20 protein-coding genes and 1 pseudogene are annotated in these 24,340 nt (G+C 69.3%); 7 read left to right on the top strand and 14 right to left on the bottom strand.

All coding sequences use genetic code 11. The features are described from left to right. Positions 1-187: 187 nt before the first annotated feature. Complete coding sequence (locus ACIBO2_RS04890; protein ID WP_397295428.1) at positions 188-1,117, bottom strand: ABC transporter ATP-binding protein; 930 nt, start codon at positions 1,115-1,117, stop codon at positions 188-190. Next, on the bottom strand, positions 1,117-1,914 hold the full coding sequence (locus ACIBO2_RS04885) for an ABC transporter permease (protein WP_397295426.1): 798 nt from the start codon (positions 1,912-1,914) through the stop codon (positions 1,117-1,119). The genes ACIBO2_RS04890 and ACIBO2_RS04885 overlap by 1 nt, the downstream gene beginning before the upstream one ends. A gap of 62 nt (positions 1,915-1,976) precedes the next feature. Between ACIBO2_RS04885 and ACIBO2_RS04880 the strand changes: the two genes are divergently transcribed. Continuing rightward, on the top strand, positions 1,977-3,125 hold the full coding sequence (locus ACIBO2_RS04880; protein WP_397295424.1) for a winged helix-turn-helix transcriptional regulator: 1,149 nt from the start codon (positions 1,977-1,979) through the stop codon (positions 3,123-3,125). 225 nt (positions 3,126-3,350) lie between these two features. Here ACIBO2_RS04880 and ACIBO2_RS04875 read toward each other — a convergent pair whose 3' ends face one another. From ACIBO2_RS04875 to glgX, 5 genes are all read right to left on the bottom strand, one after another. After that, positions 3,351-4,301: a hypothetical protein gene (locus ACIBO2_RS04875; RefSeq protein WP_358537029.1), complete on the bottom strand. Its 951-nt coding sequence runs from the start codon at positions 4,299-4,301 to the stop codon at positions 3,351-3,353. 247 nt (positions 4,302-4,548) lie between these two features. Beyond that, complete coding sequence (locus tag ACIBO2_RS04870) at positions 4,549-5,874, bottom strand: hypothetical protein (protein ID WP_358537026.1); 1,326 nt, start codon at positions 5,872-5,874, stop codon at positions 4,549-4,551. A 189-nt stretch (positions 5,875-6,063) separates the two neighbouring features. Beyond that, positions 6,064-7,803, bottom strand: coding sequence for a malto-oligosyltrehalose trehalohydrolase (gene treZ, locus ACIBO2_RS04865; protein ID WP_358537023.1), 1,740 nt, complete (start codon positions 7,801-7,803; stop codon positions 6,064-6,066). Position 7,804: 1 nt separating this feature from the next. Beyond that, the gene (treY, locus tag ACIBO2_RS04860; protein WP_397295421.1) at positions 7,805-10,027 is read right to left on the bottom strand and encodes a malto-oligosyltrehalose synthase; all 2,223 of its coding nucleotides are present in this window, start codon (positions 10,025-10,027) and stop codon (positions 7,805-7,807) included. After that, on the bottom strand, positions 10,020-12,113 hold the full coding sequence (gene glgX, locus ACIBO2_RS04855; protein WP_358537019.1) for a glycogen debranching protein GlgX: 2,094 nt from the start codon (positions 12,111-12,113) through the stop codon (positions 10,020-10,022). The genes treY and glgX overlap by 8 nt, the downstream gene beginning before the upstream one ends. 224 nt (positions 12,114-12,337) lie before the next feature. Between glgX and mscL the strand changes: the two genes are divergently transcribed. Next, positions 12,338-12,757, top strand: a complete 420-nt coding sequence (gene mscL / locus ACIBO2_RS04850; RefSeq protein WP_397295418.1) for a large conductance mechanosensitive channel protein MscL — start codon at positions 12,338-12,340, stop codon at positions 12,755-12,757. An 80-nt stretch (positions 12,758-12,837) separates the two neighbouring features. Continuing rightward, positions 12,838-13,413, top strand: a complete 576-nt coding sequence (locus tag ACIBO2_RS04845) for a hypothetical protein (RefSeq protein WP_397295416.1) — start codon at positions 12,838-12,840, stop codon at positions 13,411-13,413. Between the two features lie 13 nt (positions 13,414-13,426). Here the strand turns inward: ACIBO2_RS04845 and ACIBO2_RS04840 are convergent, their stop codons facing one another. After that, positions 13,427-14,338 (bottom strand): threonine/serine dehydratase, encoded by a 912-nt coding sequence (locus ACIBO2_RS04840; protein WP_358537012.1) that lies wholly within the window; start codon positions 14,336-14,338, stop codon positions 13,427-13,429. Between the two features lie 88 nt (positions 14,339-14,426). Between ACIBO2_RS04840 and pip the strand changes: the two genes are divergently transcribed. Then, positions 14,427-15,398 (top strand): prolyl aminopeptidase, encoded by a 972-nt coding sequence (gene pip, locus ACIBO2_RS04835; RefSeq protein WP_397295414.1) that lies wholly within the window; start codon positions 14,427-14,429, stop codon positions 15,396-15,398. On the opposite strand, the gene ACIBO2_RS04830 is transcribed toward pip, so the two are convergent. Further along, positions 15,343-15,900, bottom strand: a complete 558-nt coding sequence (locus tag ACIBO2_RS04830) for a phosphatase PAP2 family protein (protein WP_358537008.1) — start codon at positions 15,898-15,900, stop codon at positions 15,343-15,345. The two genes, pip and ACIBO2_RS04830, sit on opposite strands and share 56 nt — an antisense overlap. 162 nt (positions 15,901-16,062) lie before the next feature. Here ACIBO2_RS04830 and ACIBO2_RS04825 point away from each other — a divergent pair, with 162 nt between their 5' ends. Continuing rightward, positions 16,063-16,857: a universal stress protein gene (locus ACIBO2_RS04825; RefSeq protein ID WP_397295412.1), complete on the top strand. Its 795-nt coding sequence runs from the start codon at positions 16,063-16,065 to the stop codon at positions 16,855-16,857. On the opposite strand, the gene ACIBO2_RS04820 is transcribed toward ACIBO2_RS04825, so the two are convergent. Both ACIBO2_RS04820 and ACIBO2_RS04815 read right to left on the bottom strand, forming a co-directional pair. Beyond that, a complete protein-coding gene (locus tag ACIBO2_RS04820; RefSeq protein ID WP_358537004.1) occupies positions 16,829-17,959 on the bottom strand; it encodes a glycosyltransferase in 1,131 nt (376 codons plus the stop codon). The genes ACIBO2_RS04825 and ACIBO2_RS04820 overlap by 29 nt on opposite strands. Continuing rightward, positions 17,956-18,927, bottom strand: coding sequence for a glucosyl-3-phosphoglycerate synthase (locus tag ACIBO2_RS04815; protein WP_358537002.1), 972 nt, complete (start codon positions 18,925-18,927; stop codon positions 17,956-17,958). Before ACIBO2_RS04815 ends, ACIBO2_RS04820 begins: the two co-directional genes overlap by 4 nt. Positions 18,928-19,032: 105 nt before the next feature. Between ACIBO2_RS04815 and ACIBO2_RS04810 the strand changes: the two genes are divergently transcribed. Together ACIBO2_RS04810 and ACIBO2_RS04805 are read left to right on the top strand one after the other, a co-directional pair. Further along, a complete protein-coding gene (locus ACIBO2_RS04810) occupies positions 19,033-19,986 on the top strand; it encodes a Gfo/Idh/MocA family oxidoreductase (RefSeq protein ID WP_358537000.1) in 954 nt (317 codons plus the stop codon). Beyond that, entirely contained in the window at positions 19,979-21,082 is a 1,104-nt protein-coding gene (locus ACIBO2_RS04805; RefSeq protein ID WP_358536998.1) for a zinc-binding alcohol dehydrogenase, read from the top strand. Before ACIBO2_RS04810 ends, ACIBO2_RS04805 begins: the two co-directional genes overlap by 8 nt. Before the next feature lie 9 nt (positions 21,083-21,091). Here ACIBO2_RS04805 and ACIBO2_RS04800 read toward each other — a convergent pair. The 3 genes and pseudogenes from ACIBO2_RS04800 to ACIBO2_RS04790 all read right to left on the bottom strand — a co-directional run. After that, positions 21,092-22,336: pseudogene (locus ACIBO2_RS04800) on the bottom strand (MGH1-like glycoside hydrolase domain-containing protein); the annotation flags it as partial. After that, positions 22,267-23,052, bottom strand: coding sequence for a sugar phosphate isomerase/epimerase family protein (locus tag ACIBO2_RS04795; RefSeq protein WP_358177923.1), 786 nt, complete (start codon positions 23,050-23,052; stop codon positions 22,267-22,269). The pseudogene ACIBO2_RS04800 and the gene ACIBO2_RS04795, both read right to left, overlap by 70 nt. Beyond that, entirely contained in the window at positions 23,049-24,056 is a 1,008-nt protein-coding gene (locus ACIBO2_RS04790; RefSeq protein WP_358536996.1) for a zinc-binding alcohol dehydrogenase, read from the bottom strand. Before ACIBO2_RS04790 ends, ACIBO2_RS04795 begins: the two co-directional genes overlap by 4 nt. Positions 24,057-24,340: the final 284 nt, after the last annotated feature.

Genomic DNA, 24,340 nt, shown 5'->3' with positions numbered 1-24,340 from the left:
CGGCTGGTGGTGCGGCTGCCGAGGGCACAGGCCGTACAGCCGGTGCCGGTCTCGGTGCGACACCACGCCGGCGTCGTACCGACCTCCGCGCGGGTCCACGGCGGAGTGATGCCCATCCGGAGGCGGCACCACGTCGATGTCACACCCAACCCCGTGCGGCACGGCGACCAGCTCGTGTGCGGCCCGATCACGCGACCACCTCCAGGGAGCGGTCGCTCAGCGCGAGGATCGCGTCCTCAAGGGACGGCTCGACGATCTCCAGCCCGCCGAGCGCGCCGCCCGCCTCGATGATCGTCGTGGTCAGCGCCCCGGTCAGGTCGTCCGGATGGTTCAGCTCGATCACCCCACCCGGTGCGAGCCGTACGCGGCTGTCGAAGGCCCGTACGGCGGCCTCGATCTGGGGCGACAGGTTCGTGACCGTGACCCGGACCGTACGATGGCAACCGGTCTGGGCCATCAGCTCGGCCGGCGAGCCTGCCGCGAGGTGGCGGCCGTCGCCGATCACGTACACCTGCTCGCAGAGCTGCTCGACCTCGGCCAGGTAGTGGCTGGTGAGGAGCACGCCCTTGCCCCGCTCGGCCAGCCCGGCCACGACCTTGCGCAGGTCACGGGCGATCGGCGCGTCGAGCCCCAGCGTGGGCTCGTCGAGCAGCAGGTAGTCGGGGTCGTTGATCAGCCCCCGGGCGATGGACAGGCGCTGGGTCATGCCGCGCGAATACTGTTCGACCCGCGTGGCGGCGGCGTCTGTCAGACCGACGAGTGCGAGCAGCTCTTCGATGCGCGGTTTGAGGACCTTTGTGGGGATGTCATAGAGCTGGCCGAAGTACCAGAGATTCTCCCGGCCGGTCATCCGTGCGTAGACCATGCGCTCGCCGCCGGCGATCAGGTTGATCCTCTTGCGTACGGCATGCGGCTGTCTGACCGGGTCGAGGCCGCCCACGCTGACGGTGCCGGACGTCTGCCGGAGCAGGGTGGCCAAGATCTTGATGGTGGTGGTCTTACCCGCGCCGTTCAGCCCGAGCAGCCCAGTGACGCGGCCGCCGGGGATCGACAGGTTCAAGCCGTCAACGGCCACCTTCGCGCCGAACTCCTTACGCAAGTTCACGGTCTCGATCATCAAAAACTCCGTTCCATGGCCCTGCGCTCCGCCCAGGGCATCGCGAGTAATCCGGCGGCGGCGTAGGCGAGACCGAGCGTGACGGCGACGGCGAAGCGGCCGGGATCCAGTCCGGTGCCGCCGGTGAAGACGCCGCGGATCACGTCCATGGCGGCCGTCACCGGCACCACCTCGCCGAGCCATCGGAACGCCTCAGGCAGGTACTCCCTCGGAAAGGTGAACCCGGACAGCAGGGCTATCGCGTGGAACACACTGTTCTGGGTGATGTGCGCCTCACCGGCGACGATCATCACGTTGCTCAGCACGGCCGACATCCCGAACACCGCCAGAGCCAGCCCCGCCACGGCCAGCACGGCGTCCACCGCCCCCGTGGGCGCCGGCCGTACTCCGAACAATGCCGCGCACCCGAACAACACGCCCACCTCGACCGCCACCGCGGTGAAGGCGAACGCCGAGAAGCCCAGCAGGTACGGCAGGCGCCGCGCAGGAGCGACTAACAGCGCACCCATGGTGCCTTCGCGCTGCTCCTGGATCATCGCCTTGCCGGTCCAGAGGATGCCGTGGACGACGAACATGTACGCGCCGGCGCCCACGGCGATGTACCCGAGATAGTCGCCAGTGCCCGCCTTTCCGCGGAACTCCGCGGATATCTCCCCGCCCGCCACGGCCCGCAGCCCCAGGTAGGCCAGCCCGATGGTGAAGACGCCCAGCAACAAGGTGCCGATGAAGTATGACCATGGGTAGGCCCGCCTGGTCACCAACCACGACCGTCTCAGGGTCGCCCATGCCACGCTCATAAGTCTCCTTTGGGAACTGACTAAGTTTCTATCAGAGACTCACTTGGCGGTAAAGTCGGGGAATGGCCAGAGAGCTGCGCTCGCAGGACGCCGACTGCTCGATCGCCCAGGCGGCCGCCGTGATGGGTGATTGGTGGAGCCTGCTCATCGTCCGCGAGGTGACCCGCGGACATCGCCGGTTCGACGACCTGCTGGGCGAGCTGGGCATTTCCCGCAAAGTCCTGACGGAACGCCTCAAGCACCTGGTGGAGCACGGGGTGCTGACGCGTGAGCCGTATCAGAGCGGGCCGGTGCGGTACGAGTACGTACTCACGGACGCGGGCTGGGCGCTGGCACCCATGCTGATCACGATGCAGGACTGGGCAGACCGCTGGCTCCTCGGCGACGGCACCCTCACGGGCGTAGCGGCCCCGCGAAGCCAGGAAGCCGCCCGCGTCCACGCCCTACTGGGCACCCACCTCCCGGACCCACTACGGCTGCCCGCCGTCATCAACCGCCCACCACTCACCACCGACCAGACCAACGGCGCCAGCTACCCACCGGCCACCACTGACCCCACCAGCACCGCCAACCGGACCGACGGAGCCAACCATCCGCCGCCCACCACCGACCCCACCAGCACCGCCAACCGTCCATCAGCCACCATCGACCCGAAAAGCCCGAATGCCACAGACGGCACGGAGGGCACAGATGGCTCGCGTGGCATCGACCGCACGGGCAACCCAGGCGACATGGTGGTCCGTCCATCGGTCGCCATGAGTCAAACGACGTCGCTCGATGTCGTGGCGGACGCGCGGGCGACGGTCCTGTTCGCGTACCCGTCGACGGGTATGCCCGCGCCGCTACCGCCCGGCTGGAATCAAGTCCCCGGAGCAGCGGGCTGCACGCTCGAGAACCGTATCTTCCGCGACAGGCACCCCGAGTTCGCCGCCCATGACATCGCCGTCCACGGAGTGAGCACGCAACGCCCCGACGAGCAGGCCGCCTTCGCCGCCGCTGAAGGCATCCCGTTCCCCCTGCTCTCGGACATGGACCTGCGCCTGGCGGCGGCTCTTCGCCTCCCCACCTTCCGCGCCGGCCAGGCCTTGCGCCACAAGCGCCTGATCCTGGTCGTGGACCGTTTCCGGGTGATCCGCCACGTCATCTTCCCCGTACTGGACATCCCGGCCGCCATCACCGAGGCACTGTCAGCCGCCGAAGCCAGCAGCTGACACAACGCAGGCACCCGACGCAACGCAGACACCTGCCGATCCTCGTCCGGCATCCCCTCAGGCCCATCCCCCGGCCCTCGTCCAGCACCCCGCGCACCATCCCCGGACCCTCCGCCAACACTCCCCTCAGGCCCGTCCGCCGCCCCCCGTCCAGCACCCCGCGCACCATCCCCGGACCCTCCGCCAACACTCCCCTCAGGCCCGTCCCCGATGCTCGCCAGAGGGTCAGTTGGCGAGTAGTTGCTCGCGCTCTGCCAGCAGCGCTCTGTGCTGGGCTTCCAGTTGCGTACTGCGACCGGCCAAGGCCTGTACGGTCTCGGTGACCCACTGGGAGATCGACGCCACCGCGTCGCGGGTCTTGTTGATGCGCTGGTGTTTGAGTGCGTCAGTGATGATGTTGTCGAAGAACGAGTCCACGAACCACCGCGTGTCCACCTTGGGCATCTGGAGGTCGCTGATCCACCCGATGTCCGCCAGTTCGCGGGAGAAGACGTCGAGCGCTCGCTGGGCGTGCCAGGCCGCCTGGTCCGCCCTCGACAGATGGCCGTGTTCGATCGCGTCGGCCAGTACACCGCCACCGAGCATGTCCCACGTCGACGCGCCGCGTGCCTTGCTCAGCAGCGTCAGGACGATGCCCAGCGCCTTGCCCGCGGCCTTGCCTGCTTGCCAAGCTTCGAGGTGTTCCCTGATGTCGGCTTGCGTGTCGGCCAGTTTCTTCGATGTCCTGAGCAGCTTCTGACCGTGTTCGTCGCCCTGCCCGATCAGGAGCCGCTCCTTGTCGGCCAGCAGTTTCTCGTACACCTGACGCGCCCCCGAGATCGAGGCCAGTTCGCGGTCGGTGACCTCCAGGTCGGCGGTCAGATCCTCGAGCCGCCTCCGCTGGCCGTGCAGCCGCTCCCAGGCGGCCTCGGCTTCGGCTCGTTCCCTGGCCAGCCTGTCCTCCCTGGAGCCCGCGACGGGGGCCGCGAGCAGGGCCAGGAAGCCGCCTAGCCGGCCTTCCAGGCGGGCGACGTCGTGCTGCTCTTTGGCCAGTTGTGTCTCCAACTGGCCGGTCAGCTCGGTGACCTCCCGGATCTGGTCGGCTGTCGCCTGCCGCCGAGTGGTCAGGTGGTCGAATCGGCGAATCTGCTCGCGTGACTCACGTAATTTACGGTCAACGTCTTCGAAAGCGTCCACATGGGTTCTACGAATGGCAACCATACGGGGTTCCTCTTGAAAGGGTGCGAACCGGTTTACGCCACCAGGGTTGGGGCCGGTTCTGTCGGCTCACTGCAAATGACGACCGATACGTCGCATGCCGGGCTTCCTCCTGAAAGGTTGTGGATGGTTTATGTCACTGAGGCTGAGGCGGGTCCATTTCGTCACTGCCGACGATGGGCGACAGATGGCAGTCCGGGCTTCCCCCTGGAAGGTGTGGGGCGGTCTACGCCGCGAGAACTTGGAATGGGTCCGCCAAGTCACAGCCGAGGACGGTCGGCATGTCGTGGGCGGTGCGGTGGGTGGCGCACAGCCAGTCGTTGAGGGAGCCGCTGAAGCCCGATGGTGGGCCCACCTTGAGGTGGGTGACCTGGCCGGTGCCCGGGGGTGGGTCGGCCCTTAGGTAGGCGACCTGGCCCGCGCCTGGAACCGGGGCGACCTTGAGCCGGCCGATGCGGCCGACGCGGCCGTGGCTGGTGGGGTCGGTGTCGTAGGGGGTGAGGTGGACGGTGAAGGGTGAGCCGTCGTGCCCGGCTGAGGTCGCTATGCGCACGTGGTCGTCGATCGAGCGCACGGTGGCGTCCGGGTGGGCCGCGAGGAAGGCCAGGTGATCGGTGACGAGGTGGTGTGCCACTCTGCGGAGCAGGCTCGTGGCGCACAGGCTGTGAGCGCAGGCTGCGCCGTCCAAGGTGATCTCGGGCAGGGCGAAGCGACGCAGTCCCCGGGAGGTGACGCGCAGGCAGTCGCAGGCGCCGGTGTCAGCCGGGTCCCACGGCGGGCAGGTGGCGTCCCCGTGCACCTGCACGTCCCAGCCCAGCCAGTCGTCGGCCAGGCGGAACACGGGCGACTCACCGATTGCCGGGAAGGCGACCGGGCCCTCTCCCCGCCGATGACCGACCGCCCCGGTCCGCGGCCCGGCGACGACCGACCCAAAAGCCGATCCGGACACCGGCCCAGACATCGGTCCGGAAAACCGCCCAGAGACCGACCCGGACTCCGGCCTAGCGACCGCCGGCCCAGAGGTCGGCCCGGGCACCGGCCTAGAAACCGCCCCGGATCCGGATCCAGAAGCTGGCCCGGCTACTCGCCTGGGCACCCGTCCAGAGGTTGGTTGGACGCCGTCGGTGCTGGGTGGTGGCGAGGGAGGGGGCGGGATGTCGGTGTGTCGATCGCAGGTGAGCAGTGTGATGCCGGTCAGCGGATCTATGACCAGCCCCTCGCACTCCTGCGCCACCGCGCGCGCCGCCGCACGGGCTACCTGGATGCTGGTGGGCAAGGCGTGCGGGGGTGCTGTCGAGGAGACCAGGACGTGCTGCTGGGCTCGGCGGAGCAGGTGGCGCTCCTCGATCGCGAGCGTGACACCGGCCGGTCTCCAGGGTGAGCGGTGATGGGTGACGGTCAGGAGCGGGCTGCCCAGGGCGGCGCTCACCGCCCGTCTGTAGGGTCTGCCGACCCGCCATGGCATGAACGACTCGATGTCGAAAGGGACATGCACGACGGGGACGACGAAGTGGGACGTCAGGCGGGCAGGCAGGGGGAGAGTGATCTTCACGAGAGCCTCCGGGGGTGCGGTGGGGCACCAGGATCGGTGATCGGGAGGTGGAGGCGTGGAGGCGAACGGCGTTCTGGGGATAAGTTTCGGCAGATGGGGCCGAGGCTGTGGACAACAGCCGGGGCTGTGGACAACAAAGGACAGGCCAAGGACATCCGTCCGTCGCGGCTCCTGCGGGGCGCCGGATGGTCAGACAGCTGATCCAGGTCCGCTCTTCTGACCGCTAGGGGACCTGAAGATCGCCATGCTCTGCCCAGGCAGCCAAACCCCGTCCTCACCACCGGTGACCGGTTCATCAGAGGCCAGCAGTGCCGCCCCCACCGACACCGGCAACGTCACCGAGTCCGCCCCGAAATTGACGGTGACGCACAGCGACCCCCGCCACATCACCAGCCACTTCCCGTCCGGGTCGAACTCCACCCGGACGCTGTCGAAATGCGGGTCCGACAGCTCGGGCAGCGCCTTACGCAGTGCGATCAGGTCGCGGTACCAGCAGAGCAGCGACCAGTGGACCTCCTGTTTCACCTCATCCCAGTCCAGCTTGGAGCGCAGGAACGTCTCCTCACGCGAGGGGTCGGGAGCGTCCCAGGCGTACCCGAAGCCGTCGAACTCCTGCTCCCTGCGCCCGCCCTCGCTCTCGCGCAACTGCGGGTCGACGTGGTCGGAGAAGAACAGGAACGGCGTACCGGCTCCCCACTCCTCCCCCATGAACAGCATCGGGGTGAACGGCGAGGTCAGCAGCAGCCCGGCGCCGAGTTTGAGAGCGGAGACGGGCAGCCGGTCGCCCAGGGGCCGGTTGCCGATCTGGTCGTGGTTCTGCAGGCAGGCGACCAGCCGGTGGCCGGGCACTCCGGCGTACGGCGCCCCATGCGTACGGCCGCGGAAGCTCGACCAGCCGCCCTCGTGTACGACACCGCGGGTCAGTGCCTTGGCCAGCGCGGACAGGTCGGTGAAGTCGGCGTAATAGCCGTGACTCTCACCGCTCACCGCGCAGTGCAGCGCGTGGTGGACGTCGTCGTCCCACTGCGCGGTCATTCCCAGCCCGCCCGCGTCGAGGGAGCGGACCATGTGCGGGTCGTTGAGGTCGGATTCGGCGATGAGCGACAGCGGCCTGCCCACCGCGCAGGACAGCGCGTCCACCTGGTCGGACAGCTCGGCCAGCAGGTGTGTGGCGCGCTTGTCGTGCAGCGCGTGCACGGCGTCGAGCCGCAGGCCGTCGATGTGGTAGTCACGCAGCCACTGCAGGGCGTTCTCGATGAAGTAGCGGCGCACCTCGTCGGACCCCGGCCCGTCGAGATTGACCGCCTCGCCCCAATAGCTCCCGCTGAATCCGGCGAAGTAGGGCCCGAAGGGGTGCAGGAAGTTGCCCGACGGCCCCAGGTGGTTGTAGACGACGTCGAGCAGGACGCCGATGCCGGCGCGATGGCAGGCGTCGACGAACGACTTGAGCCCGTCGGGGCCGCCGTACGTCTCGTTGACCGCGTACAGGTCCACCCCGTCGTAGCCCCAATTACGCCCGCCGGGCACCGGGGCCACCGGCATGACCTCCACGAAGTCCACGGACAGCTCGACGAGATGCGGCAGCTTCTCGATGGCCGCCTCGAACGTGCCCGTCTGGGTGAACGTCCCGATGTGCAGCTCGTAGATCACCGAGCCGCGCAGGTCACGGCCGGTCCACTCGTGGTCGGCCCACGTGTAGCGCGCGTGGTCGTAGACGGCGCTGGGCCCGAAGACGCCATCGGGCTGGCGGCGGGAGCGGGGGTCGGGGTACGGGCCTTCGCCGTCGAGTACGTACCGGTAGCGAGTCCCATGCCCGGCCTCTGGTACGTCGGCCGCCCACCAGCCGCCCGCACCGGCGGTCATCGCGCGGCGCCCGTCGAGGACGTCGTCCAGATCGACCTCCACGGTCGTGGCATTCGGAGCCCACACCTCAAAGATCATGTCTCTCCAGCAGCGCGACGGGGTATCGGGCGAGCAGGTGAGCGAGCGGGACGCGGCCGGTGAAGACGCCGCCGGTCAGTAGTTCGCGCCAGGTTCCGGTCGGGAGGGTCAGCGTGGTACCGCCCCAGCCGAGACACATCTCCCGCTCCCCAGGCCATACATCCGCGGTCTGTGCGTCTGCGGCCTGTGAGCCCGTGGCCGGTGCACCTGCGGCCTGCGCGCGGCGGGCGAGGCGGACGGGCAGGCGCGTGGCGACCGCGACCGCGCGCGGCGGTTCGTCACCGCGCGCGAAGGCGATCGGGTGCTCCGCCGCCTCCCCTTCCGCCAGGAGCGGTGTGTACGGCGCCGCGGGGTCGAGCCGGCGCCGCAGCCGCAACGCCTGGGTCGTCACGGCGAGCTTGGCCGCGTCCCACCGCGAAACCGGCGACCGCCCGAACGTCACCGGCCGCCGATTGTCCGGGTCGACCAGCGAGAAGTCGGTCATCTCGTTGCCCTGATAGACGTCCGGCACCCCCGGCATCATCAGCTGGACGAGCTTGGCCCCGAGCGAGTTGGCCATGGCGAAGGCGTCGATGCGCTCGGTGAACTCGCCCACCGGCAGCTTCACGGCCGCCGAAGAAAAGTCGCGAAGCCGCTGTTCGTACCCCTGATCAGGATTTATCCAGGAAATGGAGGTCTTGGCCTCCCGTGCCGCCTTGAGCAGGTATTCGGCGAACCGTTCGCCGGAGATCGGCCAGGCCGCCATCAGGTTCTGCCAGGCCAGGTAGTCGAGCCGCGGATCGAAGCTCACGGCCGCCGACCATTCCGACACCGCCTCCGCCCACTCCCCGGGCAGCTCCGACAGCACGGCCAGCCGGGCGCGGACGTCTTCCGACCGCTTGGTGTCGTGCGTGGACAGCGTGGTCATCGTGTACGGCCGCAGGTCACGGCAGAAGGCGTGGAAGTCCGGCACCGAGACGCCGAACAGGTCCGGATCGCCGCCGACCTCGTTCAGACACGACAGGGGGAACCACCGGTACAGCGCCGTATCCTCGACCCCCTTGGCCATGACCGGCCCGCAGGTCTGCTGGAAACGCGTGATCACGTCGTCGGGGCCGTACAGGACCTGCTGGACGAACGGTTGCACGGCGGGTGAGCATGAGTCGGCGGCCCGCTCGACGATCTCCACCGATGCGGGCGGCGGCGGCTCGCCCGGCACCATATACGCCCGGTACACCGGCATCGCGGCGAGCAGCTCGGCGACGGCGGCCGGCGCGCAACCGGCGGCGCGGGCCAGACGGCGCACCTCGGCGCCGAAGAACAGCTCGATCACCTCGCGCTTGGCCTGCGCCACCACCGGCCGGAAATCGCCGGGCAGGCCGGTGAGCCGGGTGAACAGCTCGACCAGCGGCGCCTCACCGGCCGGGTCGACGAACAGGCCGTTGACCCGGTTCAGCACCTCGTAGCCGGTGGTGCCCTCGCAGTCCCAGTCCTCGGGCAGCCGCTCGTCGCCGATCAGGATCTTCTCCACGACCGTCCAGGCGCCGCCGGACCTGGCGCGCAGGCGTTCGAGGTAGCCGCGCGGGTCGGCCAGCCCGTCCGGATGATCGACGCGCAGCCCGTCTACCAGGCCCTCGTCGAGCAGCCAGAAGATCACTTCATGCGTGGCGAAGAGCACCTCAGGGTCCTCGACCCGCAGCCCGATCAGCGTCGACACGTCGAAGAAGCGCCGGTAGCCCGGCCCCTGACGCCAGTCGACCAGCCGGTAGTGCCCGGGATGGGGGAAGACGTGCTCGTGGTAGCGCAGCACGTCGCCGTCGACCACCGGCTCGACGTCGTCGCCGAGCACCGGCAGCGCCACCTTCCCGCCGTCCCAGTCGATGTCGAACCAGGCTGCGTACGGGGAGGCAGGTCCTTCGGCGAGTACGGACCAGAACTGGGCGTTGATCGTGTTCATGTGGTTGGGCACGATGTCGAGGACGATGCCGAGATCCTGTGCCGCCAGCTGCTCGGCCATCTCGCGGAATCCCTTGGCGCCGCCGAACTCCGCCCTGATCCGGGAGTGGTCCGTGACGTCGTAGCCGTGCAGCGAGCCGGGCGTCGCCTGCAGGATCGGCGACAGGAACACGTGGCTGACCCCCAGATCCCGCAGATACGCGGCGATCTCCCCCACCTGGGCGAACCCGAAGTCGGGCGTCAGCTGGACCCGATAGGTCGAGACCGGCCTAGACACGACGGAGCACCCGTACGCTGCGACCAGGCACCGCGACCCCTTCCCCGGCTCGGCACATCCGGACGTCGAGCACGATCGGCATGGCGGTGTCGATCTCGGTCTGCCACATCTCGCCGTAGTCCTTGGGGACCGTGAACGTGATCATGTCGTGGTGGGCGTTGAACAGCAGCAGGAACGAGTCATCCCTGATCGGCCGCCCGCGCCGGTCGGGCTCGGTGATCGCCTCGCCGTTGAGGAAGACGGCCAGCGACTTGGCGTAGCCGACGTTCCAGTCGCTGTCGGTCATCTCCTCCCCCGAGGGGGTGAGCCAGGCGATGTCGTTCAGGCCGCGCACCGGTTTGCCGTAGAAGAAGCGCCTGCGCCGGAAGACCGGATGCTTCTTGCGCAGCGCGGCCAGCCGCTGCGTGAACTCCAGCAGCAGCCAGTTCTCCCTGACGTCGGACCAGTCGACCCAGGTCAGCTCGTTGTCCTGGCAGTAGCCGTTGTTGTTGCCGTGCTGGGTGCGGCCCAGCTCGTCGCCGTGGGAGAGCATCGGCACACCCTGCGACAGGAAGAGCGTGGTCAGGAAGTTGCGCTTCTGCTGCTCGCGCAGCGACTCGATGGCCAGGCCCGCCGGGCCCTCCGCGCCGCAGTTCCAGGACCGGTTGTCGTCGGTGCCGTCGCGGTTGCCCTCCTTGTTGGCCTCGTTGTGCTTGACGTCGTACGAGACCAGGTCCTGGAGGGTGAAACCGTCGTGGCAGGTGACGAAGTTGATCGAGGCGGCGGGCCGGCGGCTGTCGTCGAGGTAGAGGTCGCTGGAGCCGGTGAACCGGGAGCCGAACTCGGGCAGCGTCGCGGGCTGCCCGCGCCACAGGTCGCGGATGGTGTCGCGGTAGCGGCCGTTCCACTCCGTCCATCGTGAGGGGAAGTTGCCGACCTGGTAGCCGCCCGGCCCGAGGTCCCACGGCTCGGCGATCAGCTTGACCTGCGACAACACCGGGTCCTGCTGGACCAGGTCGAAGAAGGAGCTCAGCCGGTCGACCTCGTGCAGCTCACGGGCCAGGGTCGAGGCCAGGTCGAAGCGGAACCCGTCGACGTGCATCTCGATGACCCAGTAGCGGAGCGAGTCCATGATCATCTGAAGCGCGTGGGGCGAGCGCATGAGCAGGCTGTTGCCGGTGCCCGTGGTGTCCAGGTAGTAACGCTTGTCGCCGTCGACCAGCCGGTAGTAGTCGGGGTTGTCGATCCCCCTGAGGGACAGCGTCGGCCCGAGGTGGTTGCCCTCGGCCGTGTGGTTGTAGACGACGTCGAGGATGACCTCGATCCCCGCCTCGTGCAGCGCCCGCACCATGGCCTTGAACTCCAGCACCTGACCACCCCGCTGCCCCTGGCTGGAGTAGCGGTTGTGCGGCGCGAAGAAGCCGATCGAGTTGTAGCCCCAGTAGTTGGACAGCCCGCGCTGCTCCAGGATGTCGTCGGTGACGTACTGATGGACGGGCATCAGTTCGAGCGCCGTCACGCCGAGCTTGGTGAGGTGGTCGATGATCTCCGGGTGGCCGAGCGCGGCGTACGTGCCGCGCAGGTGCTCGGGGATCTTCGGGTTGCTGATCGTCAGGCCGCGCACGTGCGCCTCGTAGATCACGGTGTCGTGGTACGGCGTGGCGGGCGGCCGGTCATGTCCCCACCCGAAGAACGGATTTATCACGATAGAGCGGTGGACATAGGGCGCTGAGTCGGCGTCATTGCGCGCGTCGGGCTCGCCGAAAGGGTAACCGTAGACCGCCTCGTTCCAGGTGACACCACCCTCGATCGCCATCGCGTACGGGTCGAGCAGCAGCTTGGCCGGATTGCACCGCAAGCCCCGCTCCGGCTCGTAGGGCCCGTGGACGCGATAGCCGTAGCGCTGGCCCGGACCTATGCCCGGCAGGTAACCGTGCCAGATGAACCCGTCGACCTCGGTCAGCGGCACCCTGGACTCGACGTTGGCCTCGTCGAAAAAGCACAGTTCGACCTTGTCCGCGACCTCCGTATAAAGCGAGAAATTGGTGCCTGCCCCGTCATATGTCGCACCGAGAGGATAGGGGTCTCCCGGCCAGATTTCGATCATCGAGGCTCCCTTGCCGTCTTTCCCCATGTTCCGTTCCCTCGCTCCGCCGGACAAGCCCGGCCTCGAAGGAGGCGTCCGGCCCTGGCTGATCACAGGTCCTTCCCACCAGACGGCTTAACACGCTTCCCTGGATACAAGAGGCGGCCCACGAAGACGGCATGGATAGATGCTCGTAGCGGGAGGGAAGGGTTTGACCGTTGCTTGACCGGCTAATTAACGATGCCATGGGCGGTTTCAAGAAGTTCCTGCTGCGTGGCAACATCGTCGAGCTGGCGATCGCGGTGATCGTCGGAGCGACCTTCAGCGGGCTGGTTCAGGCGCTGGTCGCCGACCTGGTCACCCCGCTGATCGGGGCGGTCACCGGAGGGAGGCAGCCGAACTTCGCCGAATACTCCTTCACCGTCAACGGGAGCGAGTTCAAGTACGGCGACTTCCTCAACCACCTGCTCACCTTCCTGATCATCGCGGCGGTGGTCTACTGGCTGATCGCGCTGCCGATGAACCGGCTGATCAGCCTGTTCGACAAGAACGAGGCCGCGACGACCCGGCCGTGCCCGGAATGTCTGAGTGACATCCCCCTTGAGGCGCGCCGATGCGCTCACTGCACGGCACAGCTGGTTCCGGAGTCGGAGAAGCCGCGCTAGACGCGGTCATGAAGCCGGGCGTTCCCGCTTGTGCGGGGGTGAGTGCCACCAGCTGCTGCCCAATCCGACAAGATGAGCGGGTGAGCGTTGAGTTGATGGTCTGGGACGAGTCCGCGCCGATCAACCGGGATCAGGCGCGGGCCGCCTACCTGGCGGTCAAGAAGACCGAACCCGTCGCGGGCGAGGTGCCGGAGGTGGCCAAGGAGCTGCCCGGCGAGGTCACGGTCTATCCGGGACATCTCCTGGTGACGATGGACCTCGACACGATGGACGAGATGTCGGCACAGGTGTTCACCGTCGCACGGGCTCATGGTCTCGTCTGCTACGACCCGCAGCGTGATCTCGTGCACAACGTGGCGCCGCTCGGTGTCTACGAGGGCATGCAGCTCCACACCGGTGACGGGATGATCGTCCACGATCCGGACCTCGGGCTGGTGCACGACGTGCTGGCCACCATGTCGCCGCAGAACCCGTTCGTCACGCTGGTGAACTTCGGGCGCCACTTCATCCAGGTCTCCCCCGGCTACGAGCTGGAGTACAAGGAGGCGGCGCTGGCGCGGACGATGGTGGTCGAGCTGGCGGAGGTGCAGCGGGCCTTCCAGGAGTACGCGACCGGTGACCGGTCGTTCCTGGCCCGCCACGAGTGGACCGCCTGAACAACTGGACGTCTTAGACCACCTCGCGCAGCAGGTCCGGGTTGACGTTGCCGCCGGACAGCACCAAGACCGTCCGGCCCTCTGGGACGCGCCCCGACAGGTAGGCCGCCGTCGTGACCGCTCCGCTCGGCTCGGCCACCAGGCGGGCCGATCGGGCCAGGTGGCCCATGGCGTGGCGGATCTCGTCCTCCGACACGGTGACGATGCCGTCGAGGTGCTCGCGCAGGTGCGCGAACGTCAGCTCCGACAGATCGGCCCGCAGCCCGTCGGCGATCGTACGGAAGGTCCGGGCCGGCTCCCAGGGGACCACGTGGCCAGCCGCCAGGCTCTCGGCCGCGTCGGCGGCGAGTTCGGGTTCGACGCCCAGCACGGTGACCTCCGGCCGCAGCGCCTTGACGGCCGCGGCGATGCCCGAGGCGAGTCCGCCGCCGCTGACCGGTACGACCACCACCTCGACGTCCGGCAGGTCCGCGACGATCTCCAGCCCGATGGTGCCCTGCCCGGCGATCACCGCCAGATGGTCGTACGGCGGGACCATGGTGAGCCCTCGCTCCTCGGCCAGCTTGAGGGCCCCGGCGATCCGCTGCTCGGGCGGTACGACGACCAGCTCGGCGCCGTGCCCCTTGATCGCCGCCGCCTTGACCTCGGGCGTCCCCTCGGGCACCACGACGACGCACGGCACCCCGAACTGCTTGGCCGCGTACGCCAGCGCCTGGCCGTGATTGCCGGAGGAGTGGGTGACGACCCCATCGGGCCGCAGCGCCGCGACGGCGTTGTAGGCACCGCGGATCTTGAACGACCCGACCCGCTGCAGGCTCTCCGGCTTGACCCAGACCTCCCCCATGGGCACCAGCGGGGTCCGCACCGCGACCGGCTTGATGCGCTGGGCCGCGTCCCGGATGTCATCAATTGTCACCAGCTCCATACCCGCACCCTAATCTTCGGTGACCGGCACCAGGCGAGAGCAGGCCGTATCGGCTAAGTTCCGGAAAGAATCGACCACGGGAGCGCGCATGAGAAACCTGTATCCCCCCATCGAGCCCTACGACTCGGGCCTGCTCGACGTGGGCGACGGCAACCAGATCTACTGGGAGGTCTGCGGCAACCCGGACGGCAAGCCCGCGGTCATGCTCCACGGCGGCCCCGGCGGCGGCTGCAGCGCCAAACACCGCCGTCAGTGGAACCCGGAGCTGTATCGCATCGTCCTGTTCGACCAGCGCAACTGCGGTCGCAGCCTGCCGCATGCCAGCGACCCGGGCGTCTCACTGGAGGCCAACACCACCTGGCACCTGGTCGCCGACATGGAACGGCTGCGCGAGCACCTGGGCATCGACAGGTGGCAGGTGTTCGGCGGGTCGTGGGGCAGCACGCTCGCCCTGGCGTACGGGCAGACGCATCCGGACAGAACCACCGAGCTGGTGCTGCGCGGCATCTTCACCCTCCGCCCCGAAGAGCTGGGCTGGTTCTACCAGGAAGGCACCTCCCGTCTCTTCCCCGACGTGTGGGAGTCCTTCATCGCGCCGATCCCCGTCGAGGAGCGCGGCGATCTGATCGCCGCCTTCCGCGCCCGGCTGGAGGGGGACGATCCCGAGGCGCGGCTGGCCGCGGCCAAGGCGTGGGCGCAGTGGGAGGGCAGCACGGTCACGTTGCGGCCCGATCCCGAGCTGGTCGCCGAGTTCGGTGAGGAGAAGATGGCGCTGGCGTTCGCGCGGATCGAGAACCACTACTTCACCCATCTGGGCTGGTTCGAGCCCGAGCAGCTGATCGCGAACGTGGACCGGATCCGCCACATCCCCGCCGTCATCGTGCAGGGCCGCTACGACGTGTGCACGCCCATGGCCACCGCCTGGAACCTGCACAAGGCGTGGCCGGAGGCGCGGTTCGAGGTGGTGGACGACGCCGGGCACGCCGCCACCGAGCCGGGCATCGTCAGTCGGCTCGTTGCGGCGACAGACGGGTTCGCGCCAGTCGTACCATCGGCGTGACGGCCCCCACCAGCAGCAGCGTGAAGAGCGGGGCCAGCGCCAAGCCGATCAGGAAGCCCGCGGCGACGTCGTGCGGGTAGTGCACGCCGACGAACACCCGCGAGAACGCCATCACCGCCGCCAGCGGGAGCACCACCCAGGCCAGAGCGCGCCAGGCCAGGATGAGCGCCCCGGCGGCGCCGGCGGCGATGACGGAGTGGTTGCTCGGGAACGACCAGTCGCTCGGGGGCGGGCATTCGGCGATCGTCGGGATCCCGCCCCGGCACGGCCGGTCCTCCCTGACGAAGGTCTTGACGACCTCGCTGAGGACGTAGGCGCACACCACACCGGCGGGTCCGGCGATCGTGATGGCCAGGTCGCGCGCCGGCGCGTTCCTCTCCCGCCACCAGCACCACGCGAACAGCGCCGCGAAGAGGAACAGCCCGGCGTCGGTGCCCTTCTCGGCGAGAGTGTGCAGCCACGCGGGCGTGGAGAGGGCGAAGTCGACGATGTCGCGGTACAACAGGTGTCCAATCCGTGAACGGGCAATGGACATAAACCCTATGGAACGATCACCGCTCGCCGCCTCCCCCTAACGTCCAAAGGTGCTGAAAGTCGGCCGATCCCCCCGGAGAGGTCCGGCAGGCTCGCGTAGTCCCAGCTCAGAGCGGGTAGGGAGGCAGTCGTGATCGGAGAGCACGTGGTCGTCGGCTATACCGGCGAGTCAGGCGGACGCGACGCGCTCGCCCTGGGTGCCGCGATCACGCGGGTCACCGGTGGCGAGCTCACCGTGGCCGCCATCTACCCGCCGGGCAGCCCAGGGTTGGCGGTCGAGGCACAGGCCGGGCTGGCGCACGCGGCGGAGGAGCTCGGCGATGTGCCGGCCGAGTACATCGCGTTCGAGAGCAGGGGCGCTGGGCGTGGACTGTCGGTGCTGGCCAGCCGGATCAAGGCCGATCTGATCGTGGTCGGCTCGGCGGGCGGCGGGCAGGCCGGGCGCATCTCGATCGGGTCGACGTCCGACAGCCTGCTCCACCTGGCGTCCGAGGCGGTGATGCTGACGCCGGCCGGCCACCGGCCGCCGGCCGAGCCCTCGCGGCTCACGCTCGCCTACGTCCACCGCCCGCAGTGTGACGAGGCCGTCGAGCGGATCGCGCAGGCCGCGCTCCGGCTCGGAGTGCCGCTCCGGCTGATCACGCTCGACCTGCGTACGGACGATCCGGGCCGGCTCGGGGACGACCTGGCGCTGGCCGTACGACTGGCCTGGGAGTCGAGCGGGATCGAGGCCGAGACGGAGATCGCCGAGGGGCACGACGTGACCGCGGCGCTGGAGGCGATCGAGTGGCTGCCGGGTGAGCTGCTGGTCTGCGCGGCCAGCGAGGACGCGCAGCCGCACCGGGTGTTCCTCGGGGAGCTGGCGATGAAGGTGCTGCGGGCGTCGTCGTGTCCCGTCACCGTGCTCCCGCGCGGCTTCTCATGATTTCCGTGTACAGCTCCAGGTAGCGCTCGGCCATGACGGCCGGTGAGAAGCGGCGGCGGGCCTCCCGGCGGCACTCCTCGGGGTCGATCTCCGCCACCCGCAGCACCCACTCGGCCAGCTCCTCCTCGGTGTCGGCTAGGAACCCGGTCCGGCCGTGGTCGATGATCTCGGGCAGGCAGCCGCGGCGCAGCCCCACGGGCGGCACGCCCAGGGCGAGCGCCTCGACGACGGCGGTGCCGCCGGGCTCGTCCCACTGAATGGGGAACAGGGCGGCGCGGGCCGAGGCGTAGAGCCGGTCGCGGGCCGCGCCCCCCACGGAGCCGACCCATCTGACCAGGTCGCCGTCGAGGTAGGGGGTGACCGCGTGCACGTGGTAGCGGACGTCGGGGTGGCCGTTCAGCGGATGGTCCGGGTCCTGGACGACGGCGTCCAGCTCGGCGGGGGTGTTCAGGCCGCTCACCGGGCCCGCGAGGACCAGCGGGAGGCCGAGCTTCTGGCAGAGCCTGGCGGCCACGTGCGTGCCCTTGAGGCCGCAGACGCGGCCCATCGCGACGAAGTGCTCGCCGCGTTCGGTACGCAGGTCGCGGTCGGCGAGCGGGGTGGCCAGGTGGATGGCGCCGAGCGAGGCGGCGCGCAGCGCGTCCGGCGCGCGGGCCAGCTGGGAGTTCGAGACGCCGTTGACCGCGATCGAGCGCGGGAAGGCCCCGTAGAAGGCGGCGTGCTTGCGCAGGTCCCAGTGCAGGGTGTGCAGAACCGGCGGACCGCCCAGTGCGGACAGCACGGCCGGGCCGACCACCTCCAGGTGGTCGTGGACGAGGTCGAGGTCGTCGCGACGGCCGATTTCGCGCGCCACGCGGGCCTGGTGCGCGTGCGCGAGGCCCATCACCTGGTTGTACGGCTTCTGCAGCTCGGCGAACTGGCCGTCGTCGAAGACGCCGATCAGCTCGTCCACCTCGAGGGTGCTCGATCCCACGGAGGCCAGGACCACCCGCACCCCGCGCTCGCGCAGGGCGGGGACCAGCGTGGCCACCACGTTCTCGATCCCACCGTAACCCGGTGGCGGCACCCGCAGCCACGGTCCGGCGTTCACCAGGACGTTCATGCCACGTCCTCGACGGCGAGGGAGGCCAGCGGCGGGCGCTCGGCCACGGACATGTCCACCAGGTCGACCTGCCCGTCGAGCCCGAACTGCAGCAGCCTGCGGTCGGGGGACGTGGCGGACAGCACGCGGCCCTGGCGCTCCAGCCGGGACCAGGCGGTGAGCATGATCTGGCCGGCCATCCGGCCGAGCGCGGGCACGGCCTGGTGCCCGTGCGCCCGGACACCCAGGTCCACCTGGGCCATCGCGTCCAGCCCGACCAGCTCCAGCAGGTCCACCAGCAGCCCGAACTCCACCCCGTACTCGGTGACGAACGGGACCCGTTCCAGCACCGCGCGGCGGGCGGCGTACTCCCCGCCGAGCGGCTGGACGAAGCCGGCCAGCTCCGGCCAGAACATGTTGATCAGCGGCCTGGCGACCAGCTCGGTCACCCGCCCGCCCCCGCCGCGCCACAACACCCCGTCGGCGCCGGTGAAGGGCCGCTCGTAGGCGGCCTTGACGAACTGGATGGCGTTGTCGGCGAGCAGCGGCCCGAGCAGCCCGGAGACGAAGTGCGCGCCGAAATTGCGCAGATCGGAGTCCACGAACACGATCAGATCCCCGCTGGAGGCCGCCAGTCCCTTCCACAGCGCCTCTCCCTTGCCGCTCAGCGGCGGCAGATGCGAGAGAACGGCGCCCTGCGCCACCACGCGGGCCCCCGCCGCGGCCGCTCGGGCGGCGGTCGCGTCGGTGGAGTTCGAATCGACCACGATGATCTCGTCCACGAGCGGCGCCCGCTCGACGAGGTCGCGACGGAGCACGGTGACGATCTCGCCGACCGTCCGCTCCTCATCGCGCGCGGGCAGGATGACGCTGACCGCGGTCCTACCCTTGATCCGGAGCAGCGCCTCTATCGGCCACTCGGCTGCGACGCTCGAGTGGGGTCCGTACCAGTCCTGGACCCTGGCCAAGGCGCGCAGATCTGTCTCCATACGGTTAGCCCCGATCTCATCTGGTCAGGTTCGCGACATCTGCCCCGACGACGCATCATCGAACATGTTTGTTTCATTCTCCGTAAATGTGGGATAAGCCGGTCTGTGTTCCCCATCACTCGGATCGGCATCATCGGTGCCGGAAATGTCGCCGCTCGCCACGCGGATGTCCTGTCAGGTTTCTCCGACGTGGTGATCGCGGGAATCGCCGACACAGATCCCCGAAGGGCCGGGGCTCTGGCCGCACGGCATGGCTCTCCTGCCTACGACAGCCATGCCGACCTTCTGGATGCCGGCGGATTGGACGCGGTCTATGTCTGTGTTCCTCCTTTTGCGCACGGTAACCCGGAAAAGGATGTTCTAGCATGCAATCTGCCGATTTTTGTAGAAAAGCCGCTTTCACTTGACCTGTCGACAGCGGAAAAGATCGCCGATGAAATTGATCGCCAGGGCCTGCCTTCGGCCGTCGGACACCATTGGCGTTACCTGGACATCGTTGACCAGGCCCGCGAAGTCCTGGGCGACCGTCCAGTACGGCTGGCGCTGGGCCACTGGCTGGACAAGGTACCGCCGGTCGGTTGGTGGCTGAAGCCTGAGATGTCGGGCGGCCAGCTGGTCGAACAGGCCATCCACATCCTCGACCTGGCCAGAGTCCTGGTGGGCGAGGTGACGATGGTGCATGCCGTACCGGCGGACAACGACACGGACGGCGAGGTCGACCGGGCCACGGCGGCGGTGCTGCGGTTCGCGGGCGGCGCGGCGGGGCTGCTCGCCGCGACCAGCCTGCTCGCGCGCAAGCACCGGGCGGGGCTGGAGGTGCACGCCGAGGGCGTCTCGCTCGACCTGAGCGAGGACCGGCTGCTGGTGGACGGCGAGACCACCGTCCAGGACGGCGGGGCGGCGAAGGTGCGGGTGGATCGGACCTTCATCGACGCCGTACAGGGCAAGGAGGCCGACGTACGCGTGCCGTACCGGGAGGCGCTGAAGACCCACCGGCTCGCGCTCGCCCTGGCGCGATCCGCGGCCTCACGGAAGCCGGTGACGACGCTCGATGGATGAGGTGCTGAGCATAGAGGCGCCCGGCGAGGTCAGGCTGGTCGGGGAGAAGCTCGGCACCGTGCCGGAGGGCGGGTTCCGGGTGGTCACCACGCACAGCGGGATCTCGGCGGGCACCGAGCTCACCTACGTCAAGGGCAGCAACCCCTACCTGGCCGCGACCTGGGATTCGGCGCTCGGGCTGTTCGCCGAGGGCACCCCGTCGATCGGCTATCCGGTGCGCGGCATCGGGTACATGCAGGTGGGCCGGGTGGTCGAGACGCGCACCCGGGCGGTGCGCGAGGGCGCGCTGGTCGCGATGGCCTACGGGCACCGCACCGGCTACGTGGCCGACCCGATGAACGACCGGTTCGTGGAGCTGCCCGGCGACCTCGACCCGATACTCGGCGTCTTCGTCGCCCATATGGGGCCGATCTGCGCGAACGGGCTGCTGCACGCGGCCACCGACCTGCACGGTCCCGGTGTCGCGGACCTGGGTGACGGGGTACGCGGGCGGCGCGTGGCCGTCGTCGGCGCGGGCGTGGTCGGCCTGCTGACCGCCTCCTTCGCCCTCTCGTACGGCGCGGCGGAGGTGGTGGTCGTGGACGAGACCCCCGCCAGGCTGGACATCGCCGAGGCACTCGGCGCCGGGACCCTGGCCTTCGACGAGGATCCGGCCATCGAACTGAAGCGGCGCTGGCGGCACGCGCCCAGCGACCGCGGCGCCGACGTGGTCTTCCAGTGCCGCGGCCGGCCCCGCGCCCTCGCTCTGGCGCTGAAGCTGCTCAGGCCGCAGGGCACGGTGATCGACCTGGCCTTCTACACCGACGGCGCCGACGAGGTGCGGCTGGGCGAGGAGTTCCATCACAACGGCCTGTCGGTGCGCTGCGCCCAGATCGGCCGGGTGCCGCGCGGGCTGGCCCACGCCTGGGACCGGGAGCGGCTGTCGTACGAGACGATCGCGCTGCTCAGGCGGCGGGGCGACCTGCTACGCGAGCACCTGATCACCGATGTCGTCGGTTTCGCCGACGCCCCCCAGTTCCTGGCCGATCTCGCCGCCCGTAGGAGGCATACCGTCCAGGCCGTGCTCCGCGACCACGTCGAGGATGAGCGCGGCTGACCAGCTGAAGTCGCGGCAACCGTGGCCCTGCAGGGTGAACGGGTCGAAGTACTCCCGGAAGCCGGACTCGGTGACCGCCCTGATCATGCCGTCGGCCAGCGGGTCGGCCAGGTCAGGGCGGCGCTCCCGCAGGCCCTGCCAGACCAGCCAGGTCAGGTTGATCCAGCTCGGCCCGCGCCAGTAACGCGCCGGGTCGAACTCCGGCGCGGCGGGCGCGAAGCTGGGCAGCACGCCGTCCTTCAGCCCGAACCGGTCGAGCGCCGTGCCGATCAGCGCGTTGACGATGTCGCGCGGCAGGCCGGGCAGCATGAGCGGCACCAGCCCGGCGGCGCTGTTGGAGCGGATCGGGCAGCCGGTGAGCACGTCGCGGGCATGGAACAGGCCGTCGTCGTAGAGGTGCTCGACCATGGCCGCGGTCACCGCGGCGGCCTCGCGCAGGTGCGGCTCCGGGTCGCCGCCGCACACCTTCGCGATCTCCGCCAGCGTCAGCTCCGCCACGCCGTACGCGGCGTTGAACAGCGGGTCTTCGACGCAGAACGCGCCGGCCCGGCGGTAGCCGGTGTCGCGGTAGGCGCGGGCGAGCGCGATGTAGCGCTCGTAGTCCAGGTCGGTGGGCCGCTCATCGGCGCTGACGGTGTCCAGATCCCGGCGCGTGAACGCGACGGACCCCGCGTCGACGGCGGCCAGCGGGACGTCCCAGGCCGGGCTGTTGTCCATGCCCGACTCCCACGGGTGCACGATCGAGATCAGCCCCTCGGGAGAGCGCCGCGCGTTGCGCAGGTATTGCTGCTGCGCCACCAGCCGGGGATAGAGCCGGCGCAGGAAGGTCGGGTCCGGCTCGGCCTGGTGCACCCGCCAGACGGCCAGGGCGTGCACGGGCGGCTGCACGATGCCGGAGGTCGCCGACCCGGACGGGGCCCGTGACTGCCAGAACTCGGGGCCGGGGAAGTAGGCGCCCTCGGGCACCCTGGGGTTGAACGCGATGTGCGGCACCCTGCCGTCGCGCCACTGCGAGCCGAACAGGGCCAGCAGCTCCGACCTGGCCCGGCGCGGGGACCAGCGGGCGTTGCCGATCGCGACGAAGGCGGAGTCCCAGCTCCACTGGTGGGGGTAGAGACGCCGGGAGGGAACCGTGTAGCTGCCGTCCCAGTTGGCCACCAGCACGCGCACGGCGTCGCGGAGGATCACAGGAACTTCCTGATGAAGGCGGCCGTCTGCGGCAGGACGATCTCGGGCTCGCCGCGCAGGCGGCATTCGAGCGCGAGGTAGCCGTCATAGCCGAGGGCGTCGAGCGTGGCCAGCTGCGCGCCCCAGTCGAGATGGCCGGTCCCGGGCTCGTTCCGGTTGGACTCGCTGATCTGCATGTGCGCGAGGTAGGGGGCCGCCTCGATCAGCGAACGGCAGGGATCGTCCTCCTCGATGTTCATGTGGTAGGTGTCGCCGACGACCTTGATGGAGTCCATCGAGCAGTACGACACGGCGTCGGCGAGGGTGTTGACCATGTGGTTCTCGTAGCGGTTGAGCGGCTCCAGCATGATCAGCACGCCGTTGCGCTGCGCGTGCTCGCCGAGCACCCCCAGCGCCTCGGTGAGCACCTCACGGTCCTCCGCCGCGCTGCGCGGCGGCTCGAACGGCGGCAGCCGGCGCGAGAACTGGCCCCAGGAGGCGGGCGTCATCACCCCGACGCCGCCGAGCTCGGCGATGACCGTGAGCTGCGATCTGAGCTGCTGAATCGCGTCCGTACGCTTGGCGGGGTCGAAGTCGCCGATGAAGTGCGGCATGTCCACGCACACCGTCGGCATGACCACGCCGTCGGCCAGCGCCCGCTTGAGCTCGGTCAAGCGGTTGGCGAAGTGGAAGTCCCCCTTCCCGCGCAGCTCGATCGCGTCGAACCCGGCCTCGGTCGCGAACGCGAACTTCTCCTGCAGGGAACGGCCGGGCAGCAGCTGCTCCTGTGCCGCGAGCTTCACTGTGACTCCTCCTGTTGCGGTGGCTCTTCTCGCCAAGGCTCCTGCTTCAGCGGCTCCTCCTCGAAGCCGAAGACGAGCTGGAGCACCTCGGACGGGTGCTTGTCGAGCAGGTCGAAGGCCTCGGGAGCGCTGCCGACGGGTACGACGTGGCTGATCAGGCCGGTCACGTCGACCTCGCCCGCGTATATGAGGTCCATGAACGTGCGCTGCAGGCGTTCGACGTCCCAGCGGTGGGCCAGCCAGGAGGCGACGCCGCCGATCTGGGAGGAGACGAGCTGCACCTGGTTGTGGTGGAACTCATCGCCCAGCCGCAGCCCGATGCCTTCGCCCTGGTAGAAGCCGCCGGCCACGACCCGGCCGCCCTTGCGGACGGTCCTGATCGCCTCGTGCAGGCCCAGGTTGCTGCCGCTCAGCTCGATGGCGGTGTCGGCGCCCTCGATCCGCTTGCGGACGAACTCGGCGACGGAGCCGGACGCGATGTCGAACGTCTCGGTCGCGCCGTAACGCCTGGCGAGTTCGAGGCGGGCCGGGATCGCGTCGGCGGCCACCACCCGGGCGCCGCTCAGCACGGCGAGGCGGGTGGCCAGCAGGCCGATGACGCCCTGCCCGAAGATCGCGACCTGGTCGCCCAGGTGCACGTCGGCGGCGTGCACGGCGTTGAGCGCGATCGCGCCCACCCGGGCGAAGACACCGCTCAGCGGATCGGCGCCCGGCGGCAGCACGTGGCCGACCAGCTTCTCGGCGGGCACCACGGCCTCGGCCCGGTGGCCCCAGACGCCCCAGACCAGGTGGCCGACCGGCGGATCGGCGACATCGGGCGCCGCCTCCACCACCTCACCGACCTCCTGGTAGCCCCAGCCGGTCAGCGGGTAGGCGTGCGTCTGGCCGTCGAGGAACAGCCGCTGCTCTGTGTCCCACTTTCTGGTGAGATAAGGATTGGTGCCGCGATAGGCGGTCAGTTCGGTGCCGGCGGAGACGCCCGAGTAGATCGTGCGAACCCGCACGCAACCCGGTTCAAGCTCGGCGGGCGACTCCAGGCTGACGCGGACACGGCCTGGCTCTTCAAAGGTGATGACGCGCATTCCCCACACTTACGCTTTATGATCAATCGCAACTTAAAGGTTTAGTAGGTGTTTCTATACCATAGTTGCTCTCCCGGCACCCTTAAGTCAAATGACGGCCACCGCCGGCAACCAGCGAATTAGGGGTTTCTCTCCAACGGCCTTCCGGTAAGCGATCTTACCGACATAACCCGCCCGGAGATCGCTTTCCGTGATCGACGCGCCAG

It is taken from the genome of Nonomuraea sp. NPDC050022, assembly GCF_044460705.1.
GTDB lineage: Bacteria > Actinomycetota > Actinomycetes > Streptosporangiales > Streptosporangiaceae > Nonomuraea.
The sequence above is the reverse complement of the archived record's forward strand: the minus strand, read 5'-3'. Positions and strand labels throughout refer to the sequence as shown.

Bases quoted from the DNA above. Each gene is read 5' to 3' on its own strand.
- ACIBO2_RS04805 (WP_358536998.1), top strand. From the start codon at position 19,979: ATGGATGAGGTGCTGAGCATAGAGGCGCCCGGCGAGGTCAGGCTGGTC.
- mscL (WP_397295418.1), top strand. From the start codon at position 12,338: ATGGGCGGTTTCAAGAAGTTCCTGCTGCGTGGCAACATCGTCGAGCTG.
- pip (WP_397295414.1), top strand. From the start codon at position 14,427: ATGAGAAACCTGTATCCCCCCATCGAGCCCTACGACTCGGGCCTGCTC.
- glgX (WP_358537019.1), bottom strand. From the start codon at position 12,113: ATGATCGAAATCTGGCCGGGAGACCCCTATCCTCTCGGTGCGACATAT.
- ACIBO2_RS04885 (WP_397295426.1), bottom strand. From the start codon at position 1,914: ATGAGCGTGGCATGGGCGACCCTGAGACGGTCGTGGTTGGTGACCAGG.
- ACIBO2_RS04890 (WP_397295428.1), bottom strand. From the start codon at position 1,117: ATGATCGAGACCGTGAACTTGCGTAAGGAGTTCGGCGCGAAGGTGGCC.
- ACIBO2_RS04815 (WP_358537002.1), bottom strand. From the start codon at position 18,927: ATGGAGACAGATCTGCGCGCCTTGGCCAGGGTCCAGGACTGGTACGGA.
- ACIBO2_RS04880 (WP_397295424.1), top strand. From the start codon at position 1,977: ATGGCCAGAGAGCTGCGCTCGCAGGACGCCGACTGCTCGATCGCCCAG.
- ACIBO2_RS04840 (WP_358537012.1), bottom strand. From the start codon at position 14,338: ATGGAGCTGGTGACAATTGATGACATCCGGGACGCGGCCCAGCGCATC.
- ACIBO2_RS04820 (WP_358537004.1), bottom strand. From the start codon at position 17,959: ATGAACGTCCTGGTGAACGCCGGACCGTGGCTGCGGGTGCCGCCACCG.